Annotated in this window: 10 protein-coding genes; 5 read left to right on the top strand and 5 right to left on the bottom strand. The window is 42.7% G+C overall.

From position 1 onward, the window contains the following. Nucleotides 1-15: 15 nt before the first annotated feature. On the top strand, nt 16-726 hold the full coding sequence (gene truB, locus J0L83_00860) for a tRNA pseudouridine(55) synthase TruB (GenBank protein ID MBN8663095.1): 711 nt from the start codon (nt 16-18) through the stop codon (nt 724-726). On the opposite strand, the gene J0L83_00865 is transcribed toward truB, so the two are convergent. Then, nucleotides 697-3,027 carry a BamA/TamA family outer membrane protein gene (locus J0L83_00865; GenBank protein ID MBN8663096.1) on the bottom strand — a complete coding sequence of 777 codons (2,331 nt, stop codon included), beginning with the start codon at nt 3,025-3,027 and terminating at the stop codon, nt 697-699. The two genes, truB and J0L83_00865, sit on opposite strands and share 30 nt — an antisense overlap. Before the next feature lie 33 nt (nt 3,028-3,060). On the opposite strand from J0L83_00865, the gene J0L83_00870 reads away from it, so the two are divergent. Then, entirely contained in the window at nt 3,061-3,786 is a 726-nt protein-coding gene (locus J0L83_00870) for an RNA methyltransferase (protein MBN8663097.1), read from the top strand. On the opposite strand, the gene J0L83_00875 is transcribed toward J0L83_00870, so the two are convergent. Then, entirely contained in the window at nt 3,783-5,015 is a 1,233-nt protein-coding gene (locus J0L83_00875) for an ABC transporter permease (GenBank protein ID MBN8663098.1), read from the bottom strand. The two genes, J0L83_00870 and J0L83_00875, sit on opposite strands and share 4 nt — an antisense overlap. Nucleotides 5,016-5,096: 81 nt before the next feature. On the opposite strand from J0L83_00875, the gene J0L83_00880 reads away from it, so the two are divergent. After that, nucleotides 5,097-6,341: a DUF5103 domain-containing protein gene (locus J0L83_00880; protein MBN8663099.1), complete on the top strand. Its 1,245-nt coding sequence runs from the start codon at nt 5,097-5,099 to the stop codon at nt 6,339-6,341. Between the two features lie 3 nt (nt 6,342-6,344). On the opposite strand, the gene J0L83_00885 is transcribed toward J0L83_00880, so the two are convergent. Then, nucleotides 6,345-7,571 (bottom strand): 4-hydroxy-3-methylbut-2-enyl diphosphate reductase, encoded by a 1,227-nt coding sequence (locus tag J0L83_00885; GenBank protein ID MBN8663100.1) that lies wholly within the window; start codon nt 7,569-7,571, stop codon nt 6,345-6,347. Nucleotides 7,572-7,649: 78 nt separating this feature from the next. Between J0L83_00885 and J0L83_00890 the strand changes: the two genes are divergently transcribed. Next, nucleotides 7,650-9,524 carry an ABC-F family ATP-binding cassette domain-containing protein gene (locus J0L83_00890; protein ID MBN8663101.1) on the top strand — a complete coding sequence of 625 codons (1,875 nt, stop codon included), beginning with the start codon at nt 7,650-7,652 and terminating at the stop codon, nt 9,522-9,524. A 49-nt stretch (nt 9,525-9,573) separates the two neighbouring features. Here the strand turns inward: J0L83_00890 and J0L83_00895 are convergent, their stop codons facing one another. Continuing rightward, a complete protein-coding gene (locus J0L83_00895; GenBank protein MBN8663102.1) occupies nt 9,574-10,008 on the bottom strand; it encodes an FKBP-type peptidyl-prolyl cis-trans isomerase in 435 nt (144 codons plus the stop codon). Nucleotides 10,009-10,094: 86 nt separating this feature from the next. Here J0L83_00895 and J0L83_00900 point away from each other — a divergent pair, with 86 nt between their 5' ends. Continuing rightward, the gene (locus J0L83_00900; GenBank protein MBN8663103.1) at nt 10,095-11,105 is read left to right on the top strand and encodes an NAD-binding protein; all 1,011 of its coding nucleotides are present in this window, start codon (nt 10,095-10,097) and stop codon (nt 11,103-11,105) included. A gap of 37 nt (nt 11,106-11,142) precedes the next feature. On the opposite strand, the gene J0L83_00905 is transcribed toward J0L83_00900, so the two are convergent. Next, on the bottom strand, nt 11,143-11,784 hold the full coding sequence (locus tag J0L83_00905) for a hypothetical protein (GenBank protein MBN8663104.1): 642 nt from the start codon (nt 11,782-11,784) through the stop codon (nt 11,143-11,145). Nucleotides 11,785-11,911: the final 127 nt, after the last annotated feature.

The raw sequence follows: 11,911 nt of genomic DNA on the forward strand, positions 1-11,911 counted from the left end.
CTGTACATTTGCGCCGTGCAACCAATTCCCTCATTTCTGGAAGGTCGGGTTTTGTTACTCGATAAACCACTAGACTGGACATCTTTTGATATCGTTAAAAAGATCAGGATACTGACCAAAGTATCTAAAGTAGGGCATGCCGGAACTTTAGATCCACTGGCTACCGGACTCCTCATTGTTTGTACAGGTAAGTTTACCAAAAAGATCAATGAGTATATGGGGATGGAGAAGGAATACACAGGCTCTATTACCCTTGGTGCTACTACACCTACTTATGATCTGGAGAGTGCACCAGTGAATCAACAAGATATAAGTTCGCTAACAGAGGCTATGTTGCACGAAGCGACAAAACAGTTTACGGGCGATATTATGCAAGTACCGCCAAGTCATTCTGCCATTAAGCGCAATGGCCAGCCGGTGTACATTGCTGCGCGAAAAGGCGAGGATGTTGTACTAGAACCAAGGCCAATTCGTATCAGTGCGTTTACAATAGAAAGAATTGAAATGCCCAAAATATATTTCAAAGTAGTGTGCTCAACAGGTACTTATATCAGAAGTCTCGCGCATGATTATGGCAAAGCATTGGGTGTTGGTGGTTATCTCAGCGGCCTGCGCAGAACACGCATCGGTGAATTCAGTGTTGATGATGCTTATACGATTGAACAGTTTGCAGAAGAAATTAAAGCCATTCGTGCATTAGAAGGGCAGACCAATACCCAGCTGTAAAGCAGCGTTTCGTACCTCAACACCATTGGGTCTTGTTTCGGTTAGTGCTAGTCTGTCCAATCTTGCCCAACCGCCATTGTAAGGTCTTGCCGGGTCTTTGAGTTTATAGCCTGCATCCAATCTGATCAGGAAGTAAGAAAAGTCAAAACGAATTCCCGTACCCACGCCAATGGCGAGGTCTCTACCTAATCTGCTCAAAGCAAATTCACCATCAGGCAGGTTGCTGTCCTTGCGGATATTCCAGATATTACCAATATCACTGAATACAGCACCACCAATTTTAAATGAGCCAATATTCCAGATCGTATAGCGGTATTCCAGGTTAAACTCTAACTGCATATCGCCAAAACGTTCCCGGAAATTGATGCCGGAAGAATCATAGAACCTAGATGAGCCCAAACCCAATTGTCTGATCTGCCATGCACGCATACTGTTGGGGCCACCGGCAGCAAATTGTTTGAAGAAGGGCATCACCCTTCCTGTTGAGGCATCATCACTATAATTCCAACCAACACCTAGAAATGCACGATAAGCAAATTCTGTTTTCGGTTTTTTATGCGAGAAACGATATTCTGCTTCGCCTTTTATGAAGCGAAATATCTGGTTGTACAAGGAAGGAAATAAACCTGTGAGAAAACCGGATTCCTCCGCGCCAAAACGCAGGTAATGGCTATTGTATAAACTGCGTTTACCCGTCATGGTTTTGATCCACCCAAAAGATTGGCTCACCACATTACCATTATTGAAAGTGTATTTTAGGAAGGGGTTTTTATCGAGTAAGGAATCAAGGCCTGATAAGCGTTCCAGGCTATACAATTCCAGATTTAAGGGTTTGTAGAGCCAAACAGTATTGCCTTTTTTCCACTCATAGCCCCAGCTGCCTACCAATGAACGCAATCGGAAGATATCTCTTCTGTCTGTGTATGCGCCATTCAGCGATAAGAGTGTTCTTGCATCATCCAGCTTGTCTGCAGCTTTGATGCGGAAGGGCAGAATCAATCTCGGGAAGCTGTATGAATGACTAATACTGAATTGTGTACTCTGTAATAACTGAGCAGTATCGGATAAGGTTAATTCAACACCGGCTCTTAAGCTGGTAGCAGATTGAATGGCCCGCTTCCACACGTTTCTGTTACGATAGGTGAAATTGGTGGATACGCCCAGGAAATTACCGGTAATGAAATTACCTAAGCCTGTATTTCTGCTGCCTTCCAAATCGATGGAATAATTCTGCTTCAGGTTAGGTACCAGAAAGAGATGCATGTCAACTGTGTCTTTATCTCGTACCTGTGTGCGGCCGTCAACATTTTGCCAGGCACCAATCTGGCTCAGGCTATTCATTGTTTTGATGAATGCTTTTTCATTGTATAGTGTGCCCTTCCTAAAAAAAGTATGTTCTTTCAGTGGAGCAAGAATGAACTTACCTTCTTTGTCGTAAATCGTGTATTCCTGAAAATGTTTCCCGCCGCTTTTCTTTCTGATGGTAATACTATCGATGGGGTCTGTGATGGCAGTTTCAGGGTAATAGTAGATATTCCCAATTTTGTATTGCAAAAACTTCGTTGAGTCTTTCAAGGGTTTGCTCTTGAATAGAACATCCCAGGTTGGATTCTCCTTACGTTTTCTTGCTGCAGCTTCAATGGCATTGGCTTGCTCAAAAGGATCCAAAGAAAGTGTCATCAGTTGTTTGTCGATGGTATCTACTTCAGCCCTCAGGTCATCCTTGTATAATTTCAGATAACCATTGTTGCGATACAGTAAAGTGAGCCTATCTAATTCCTGACTAATAGCCTGTTTGGAATAAGGGAGTCCTTTCTTAACTGCTGAAGCGGGCAGTTCCTGTAGGGTGAGTGTCTGCAGCACAGAATCATTCAACTGATAAGCGATAGAATCAAAACGGATATTTTTTCCGGTGGTGATTTTCATACTGGCAAATACCCGCTGCTGGTCTTTAATTGTATCTATCCGTATAGAATCTTTGAAACTGGCATAGTAATACCCTTGAGAATTCAGGTAGTCATTCATCAGTTTTCTGCTTCTGGTAATATTGGTGGTGTCAAAAGCAGGCGGATTCTTGAGGCTGTAAAAGAACAGCAGTACGGTAGCTTTTCTGGCCTTTATGCTATCGTACCAATAATTATCTAATTCTGCAGTTAAACGTTTTTTCTCATCTTTGGACAGATTCCCTTCCAGGATTACTTTATTATCAAAGATGAAAGGTTTATTGGCGGGATAGTTTTTGATAGGAGAACACGCAAAGAAAAATAAGGCAAACACCAATGCGCAGACCAAACGAAGCATGAAGGATGTTTTGCCGGTTAAATGCATGATCGCATGTTGAGTAAGAATGAGCTCAAATATATCCAAAGTTTATGCCAGAAAAAACAAAGGCAGGCCAGCGGTTTGTTTATTGCCGAAGGGCCAAAAATTGTGGATGAATTACTCAATAGCTATTTTACAGTTAACAAGGTCTATGCAACAGATGAATGGGATGCAGGTAAATTGACCGATCTATCAATCCTGACAAGGGTTTCAGCCGATGAGTTGGCTAAAATCAGTGGCTTGCAAACACCACAACAGGTATTGGCTGTTGCCAGGCAATACTGGCCTGATGCTGCACCTCATCTGAATCAAAAAATAACACTTGTTTTAGACGGTATACAAGATCCGGGCAATCTTGGAACCATTATCCGCATTGCTGATTGGTTCGGCATTCAGGAAATCGTTTGTAGTCTGGATACAGTGGATTGCTATAATCCTAAAGTGGTTCAGGCCACGATGGGTAGTTTGCTGCGAGTAAAGATATGGTATGAAGCATTGCCTGCTTTTCTGGCTAAACAGCAAATGCCGATACTGGGGGCTTTGCTAAGCGGTCAATCGGTGTATGCAACTCAGGTGGATGACCCATCGCTATTGGTTATTGGAAATGAGGCAAAGGGTATCAGGGAAGAGTTGCTGCCATTGATCAATCAGCCAATCAGCATACCCGGTAAGGGCGGTGCTGAATCTTTGAATGCAGGTGTTGCTACAGGCATTCTTGTGTCGCACTTATTACATTAACGGAATTGTAAGGCTTTTACTGGCTGCATCTTTCTGATTAGCAGCGTTGGTATAATTAATGCCAGATAACAAACAACTGCAGTTGCAAGGCATACAAGTATTACTTCGCCATAGTGAATAAGAACAGGCGCCGTGGCCACATAGTAATTCACTTCGTCTAGTTTGATGAAGCCAGTTTGTTGTTGCAGTAGGCAAATGCCTAGTCCGCCAATCAAGCCAATACCAATGCCTTTCAGGGTAATCAACGTTGCATGATAGAGAAATACTTTCTGAATCATCCAGTCGCTAGCACCAATTGATTTCAATGTGCCAATCATTTTGGTTCGTTCCAGTACCAGAATCAACAGACATGTAATCAGGTTGATGATGGCAATGATGGCCATGATGATGAAAATCACATTGCGATTAATATCCTGCACACCCAGCCAGTCAAAGATATTTGGATAAAATTCCTTGGTGGTTTTACTACTCCATTCAATGGGTAGTTGATCTATCAATTGTTGATTGGTACTATCCATTTGTCTGTAATCACTCAGGAAAATTTCATAGCCACCAATCTGTTGGAGGGTCCAGTTATTCAGCAATTGAATCAATCTGATATCACCGATGGCGAAAAGCTTGTCAAATTCTTCCACACCTGTTCTATATAAACCTGCTACAACCAGTTTGCGATACGTGCTGCTGCCAGTTTCCTCAGAAATGAAATACACCTTAATAGTGTCTTTCACTTTCAGGTTCATCATGGCAGCTGTTTGTGCAGACACCAGAATTTCTTTGCTGTAGCTGCTGTCATTGTATTGCAGCCAGCGTCCGGCTTTCAGAAAAGGTTTGAGTTGTGCACTGTCATAATCTTTGCCTACACCTTTGAACAATACGCCTTCTATTTCTTGTTTGTGCTCCAGTACAGCTGATCTTGTGGCAAAGCTTTGAATGTTTTTTACACCCGCTTGGTTACGGATGATTCGTACAACCGTATCATTACTGGTAATGGGCGCTGCTTCCGCAGTAAAAATTCTATCGGCCTGATAATGTTGTACACGGATATGTCCCCAGAAACTAAAAATCTTCTCACTAACAGCCTGCTGAAATCCATTTACAAAGCCAAGTGTAAGAATCATAGCCGCAACGCTGATGGCAGTGGCAGTGATGGACAAACGAATAATAAATGCAGAGAATCTTTTTTGTCCCTTAACCGCCAAGCGGCGCGCTATGTAAAATGAAATGTTCACGATTGTTTCAAAGCTACTGCCTGTGCCGCATAGCAGCAAAATCAATCTGGGTTTCATTCGCAGATTGGTTATTTTTAACACATGATGCGTTGTCTGTTGTTTTTCCTCTTATTGGTGAATTTGGTTCAGGCCCAGCCTGATCAGGTCTTTAAAAGCAGTATCCATTCTGTTCGACTTTTTCAGCAAAACAACCAAGGTGGGCTGCCAATTATCTCATTGAATAGTAGTGAACAGCTGGAATTGCATTTCGATGATATGGATGCCATGCCGCGCAACTATGCCTACACGTTTCAGCTCTGCAATGCAGATTGGTCGCCGGCCATGCTCAGCACATTCGATTATATCAGTGGGTTTACACAGCAGCGCATATTGCAATTCAGGCCCTCATCCATTGCTGTAAGCAGGTATGTGCATTATCAGGCCTTGTTGCCTGAACGGAATTGTATGCCCAATAAAAGTGGTAATTACTTGCTCAAAGTATTTATGGATGGAGATATTAATAAGCTTGCTTTTACCTGCCGAATGATGGTGGTAGATAGCCGCATCAGTATTGCTGCACAAGTTTTACAACCTTTTCAACCAGAAGTGTTCAGAACACATCAACGTATTCAACTAGCCTTGAATACTGGCAATATGAATATTATGAGCCCCCAGCAACAGCTGAGTGTATATGTAATGCAGAACCGGAATTGGTCAAATATGCGGGTAGTAAAACCCTTGTTTCAAAGAGGCAATGTGCTGGAGTTTAATACAGAGCAGGATTTGGTTTTTCCGGGCATGAAGGAGTATCGTTGGGTGGATTTACGCAGCTATCGTTTTGTGAGTGATCGGATGGAACAAGCAAGAAGAACTACTGATGGGTTTGCTGTTTTACTTAAGCCCGATTTACCCAGGCCCGCTTTGCGTTACGCATTTTATGCAGACAGAAATGGCTGGTCGGAAATTGCTTCATCAGAATCCTTGAACCAATGGTGGCAGACCGATTATGCACAGGTGGAATTTCGCTATGCGGCGGATCAATTGAGTAAGGGAAAGACCTTGCATATACTAGCTGATTTTTCAGGAACAACACCTACGGTAGCTAATCGGTTGGAATATGATTCTACCAATGGTGTGTACAGCAAAACATTACCAATGAAACAAGGCTTTTACTGGTATCAGTATGGTATATATGATGGTAAACAATTGGATTACACCACAACAGAAGGTAATTTCTGGGAAACCGAAAACGATTACACCATCTTCGTCTATTTCCGTTCCTTCACGGGCAGGCATGATGAGTTAATGGCTGTGCAGAGTATTAATTCCAGATTTGGCAGACGATAATACCTAAGCGAAAGCTTCCATTAATTCCTGTGGTTGAAGAGCATCAGCATAGAAGCCGGCAATCTTGCTAATAAGGGCTTCCACCAATGCATCCGGACAACTTGCGCCGCTCGTAACCAAAATGCGCACAGGGGATGTAGCAGGCAGCCAGTTGCTTACTTCGCTGGTTTCTTTTGTGCGCCAGTTACAGTGAATCAATTGATGCTGATCAATGATTTTCTCAGCACTATCCACAAAATAAGTTGGCAGTTTCTGCTCGCAAAGTTCTACCAAGTGTGAAGTATTACTGCTGTTATATCCGCCAATCACCAAAGCAATATCTGCTGGTGTATCCAGCATGCCGGTAACAGCAGTCTGGTTATCGTTGGTGGCATAACACAGCGTATCACGTGTATCAGCAAAACGAGTGTCAATATTTTCTTTGGTTAAGCCATGATGTTGAATCATCACCGATTTCAAATAATCAGCAATGGCTTGTGTGTCTGTTGCCAGCTGTGTGGTTTGATTCACCACACCAATTTTCTGTAAATCCTTTTCAGGATCAAATCCTTCGGAATACCTGCCGGCAAATATGTTGTGAAATTCCGCAGCAGGTCTTTTGCCTGTGATAAATTCAGCTAACACAATCGTATCATCCATATCATTCACAATAACGGTAGGCGTGTGTGATGCTGCATGTGAGAATGTCGCTCTAGTTTCTTCGTGCTTAGGTTTGCCATGTACCACAATCGTATAACCCTTACCTGCTATTTGCTCACTACGGTTCCAAACTTTTTCTACGAAAGGACAAGTAGTATTATACTTTTCTGTTGGGATCCCTTTATCGTTCAATAGTTTTTCAATTTCCAATGTGGTACCAAAAGCAGGGATCAACACTACATCATCAGCAGTCAATGTTTCAAACGGAATCAATTGTTTGCCATAAGTGTCTTGCAAAAACTGCACACCTCTTGCCTGCAAATCTGCATTCACTTGAGGATTATGGATCATTTCACTCAGCAAAAAAATGCGCTTGCCGGGATTTTCCTCAATGGTTCTGAAAGCAATTTCAATAGCATTCTCTACGCCATAGCAAAAACCAAAGTGGCGGGCCAGATAAATATGCACGGGGCCAAGATCCAGCAGGGTGGGACTAAAATCCTTTTTCAGTTTGTCTTCCAGCTTGCGCTTTTGCTTAATGGCACTGATCAGGTTGCTTCTGTATATATTAGGAACTTGAAACTGTTTCATGGTTGTAATAACGGCTGCGAAGGTACAAAGTTCGGGGCTTTGTTAGGGTGAAGGCCTTTACGCAGCTATCTTTGCCGCATGCATTATGTTTCCGCTGAGGGTTTGGTCAAGAGTTATGGCATTGCCGCCTGTTTCAACAATATTTCCTTTCACATTAATGAGGGCGATAAAATTGCTTTAGTTGCGCGTAACGGCGTGGGTAAGAGCACTTTGTTGCGTATTCTGGCCGGTAAAGAAACACCTGATACGGGGAAGCTCTGGATTCATAAGGATGTAACAGTGGCCTTGTTTGAGCAAGAGCCACAGTTTGACGAGGCTAAAACCGTATTGGAAAACCTTTTTCATAGTAACCATCCCATCATGCAGGTAATTCGTCAGTACGAAGCAGCTGTAGATAGTCAGGATGGGCATGCTTTGGCGGAAGCCATTGTGCAGATGGATGAACTGGGCGCCTGGGATTTTGAAGCCAAAGTGAAGCAGATTTTGGGCAAGCTCAATATTCATCATTTAAAACAGCCAGTTGCTGCTTTGAGTGGTGGACAGCGTAAGCGTGTGGCATTGGCTAAGACACTGATAGATATCGGCTTTGACCATAAGCACACATTGCTAATGATGGATGAGCCTACCAACCACTTGGATGTAGAAATGATCGAGTGGCTGGAACATTACCTGAATCAGGAAAACGTGACGCTCTTATTGGTAACGCACGACCGCTATTTTCTGGATGCTGTTTGTGAAGAGATATGGGAGCTGGAACGTGAAGACATGTTTGTATATAAGGGTGATTATGAAAACTATCTCGACAAGAAAGCAGCACGCATTGAAAGTGAACAAGCCAGTATTGAAAAAGCACGTAACACCTACCGTAAGGAATTAGAGTGGATGCGCAAGCAGCCTAAAGCCAGAACCACCAAGAGTAAATCTCGTCAGGATAATTTCTATGAAGTAGAAGCCAGGGCTAAGCAGCGCATTGAAGATGCGCAGCTGCAGCTGGACATGAAGATGAGTCGCTTGGGCGGTAAAGTAGCTGAGCTGAAAAAATTGTATAAGTCTTATGGCGATAAGCCCATCCTCAAGGGTTTCGATTATACATTCAGCAAAGGCGAACGCATTGGTGTGATTGGAAAGAATGGGGTAGGTAAATCTACTTTCTTAAATATCCTGCAAGGTCTGGAGCCTGCTGATAGTGGTAAGATCAATATTGGTGATACGGTAGTCTTTGGTAATTTTTCGCAGCAGGGTTTGGTGATCAAGGAAGATATGCGTGTGATTGAATACGTGAAGACCTTTGCAGAAAGTTTTCCTTTGGCCAAAGGTGGCAGCTTGAGTGCTGCGCAATTCTTGGAATTATTCCTCTTTACACCGGATAAGCAATACACCTATTTGTCTGCGTTAAGTGGAGGTGAGAAAAAGCGTCTGCAACTGCTTACCGTGCTTTTTCGCAATCCGAATTTTTTGATTCTGGATGAACCGACGAATGATTTGGATCTGCCTACACTAGCGGTTTTAGAAAACTTTTTATCTGATTATCCCGGTTGTGTGTTGATTGTATCGCACGACCGTTACTTCATGGATCGTTTGGTGGATCACTTGTTTGTATTCGAGGGTGATGGTGTTATTCGTGACTTCCCCGGTAATTATACCCAGTATCGTTTAGAGCAAAGAAGAACAGAACAGGCAGAAAAAGAACAGCAACAACAAATCAATACAGTGGTAACTACAACCGCTGTAGAAAAAAAGAAAGCTGGTTTTAAAGAGAAAAGAGAATTTGAATTACTCGAAAAAGAAATACCAGCATTAGAGGCCGAGAAGGCTGCAGCTGAAGCACAATTAGCCAATCCTGAGTTGGATTATGAAAAACTCCATCTGTTAAGTAAGCGCATTGGTGAAATCTCTGCAGAGCTGGAACAAAAAGAGCTCCGTTGGTTGGAGCTCAGTGAAATATTAGGGTAAATATTGTTTATTGAATATTGGCTATTGTCAATTGATCATTGGCTATTGCTTATTTGAAGCTGATCAATTCCACATCAAAAATCAAAGTGCTGTTTGGACCTATTTGTGCACTTACTTGTCTTTCGCCATAACCGAGTTGTGGCGGAATGAAAAATCTGAATTTACTACCCACTGGCATCAATTGTAAACCTTCTGTCCAGCCCTTGATGACCATGTTCAATGGAAAAGAAGCTGGCTGTCCGCGTTGTACGGAGCTATCGAAAACAGTACCATCTATCAATGTGCCGTGGTAATGGCATGTAACAGTGTGCGTAGGCCAAGGCTTCTCACCTTCACCCATGGTCAATACTTCGTATTGTAAGCCACTGGCAGTTTCTGTTACGCCTGCTTTTTGTTTGTTTGCTGCTAAAAATGCTTGTCCCTCTGCTAAGTTGGCCGCGGCCTTTTCTGCACGCATTTGTGCTAGTTTATCTGCAACGCTCATGAGATTTTTTTGCGAATGTACACTGTGCAGGCATTCAGTCATGTGTCGGCTTGCCGAATTGCCCTATATTTATTTTACCAACCAATATGAAGCGTCCCTTTTTTCTTTTTATCTGGATCCTGGCCATATTATTCATTATGGCTTTGGGCACGATTGGCTTTATGATCATCGAGTCCTATAGTTTTCTGGATGCCTTGTATATGACTGTTATTACGATTGCCTCAATCGGTTATCTGGAGGTTAAGCCACTTTCTGATGCGGGACGAGTTTTCAATATTGTTTTCATCATTACTTCATTCTCCACTTTTACATACGCGCTTACCAGACTCACATCCTTCTTGGTGAGTGGTGAAATGCAGTATTACCTTAAAAACAGAAAGATCATGAGTGCATTGGATAAGCTCAATGAGCATGTTATTATCTGTGGTTTTGGCAGAAACGGCCAACAAGCAGGTAAGACCCTGCGCAGCCACCGGGAAGATTTTGTGGTAATTGATCATCGAGAAGAAAATATAGATGGCTTTTTACTGCATGATCCCAACCTGCTTTATATCAAGGGCGATGCAACAGATGAAACAACCCTGCTGAGGGCTGGTATTCATCGTGCCAAGAGTTTAATCTGTGCTTTACCAACAGATGCAGACAATGTATTTATCGTGCTTACTGCAAAAGAGTTGAATCCGGATATCCGAATCATCAGCAGAGCAACATCTGCTAATGCTGTACCCAAACTGCGCAAAGCTGGTGCAGAGCATGTAATTCTTCCAGATCGTATTGGGGGCAATCATATGGCTACGCTGGTTAGTAAACCAGATGTAGTTGAGTTTATCGATTACCTGAGTGGAGAAGAGGGGGAGAGTATCAATATTGAGTCTGTTGGTTATGAAAAGCTGCCGCCAGAAATCAGGGGAAAGAGTTTGAAAATAATTATGGACTGGAAGAAAACAGGTGTTACCTGTATTGGTGTTAAAGATGCTTATGGGCGTTTCATCATTAATCCGCCTAATGAAATCCTGATAGAGCAGGGTATGAAAGTGATTGTATTGGGCAGTAAGGCACAGATATCCAGCATGAAACACAATGTGGATGATGTATAAATAAAAAGAGGCTGTTTGAACAGCCTCTTTTTTATGATTAGTTTCCGTTACCGTTATCAACTTTTCGTCCGGTAAGCGTTCTGGTTTTTTTATCCATTTTATCCATCTCGCTTTGCTTCACCACCAGTTTGGCTTCTGCAACACTGCCGCAGTTAGCACAAGAAGCGCGATAAGTTTTATCTGCATATTCCACTTCTGCAGTACCATTATTCCAGTTGGTACCAGTGAAGATGAAGAATTTTGGGGAGTAGGTTTCGTCATTCAAGAATTTGATAGAGCCTCCTTGTCTGTCGAAGCTGATACGCAACCCATCATCTTCAATAACTTCACATACACCTGGTGTATAAGCTGGGATAACGATCTCGTTTACAATCTTACCCTTACTCATTTTGATGATACCTGCAGATACCAAAGTCTTGGCACTATCCAGGTAACGGCTCAGCACAATTTTTTGATCAATAAAGAACTGCACTTTCTTGATGTCAATACCTTCATCCACCAATCTGTCATACATCTCCCTGGTGAAGGGAACAAAAACAGCTTTTTCTTCAGGGGGAGTGAAAGTAGGTGCCTGTTGTGCAGGAGGCTGCACAGGCACAGGTTTACTCTTCTTGCTGCCAAGACAGCCCACGAGTAAAATCGTGCTGAAAAAAACGCCAATGGTTATCGAACGCATCATGTTTATTCAGTTTCGGGCACAAAATAACAAAGAAAAGCCATTGCTTGGGCCTCAAGCATACCCTGTAAGTTAGGGGTATGGGCAAGAAAAAGTCCCGCCAACAGCGGGACTTAACATTATTTCAGCA

The sequence above is a fragment of the Chitinophagales bacterium genome, from assembly GCA_017303835.1.
Lineage (GTDB): Bacteria > Bacteroidota > Bacteroidia > Chitinophagales > Chitinophagaceae > JAFLBI01.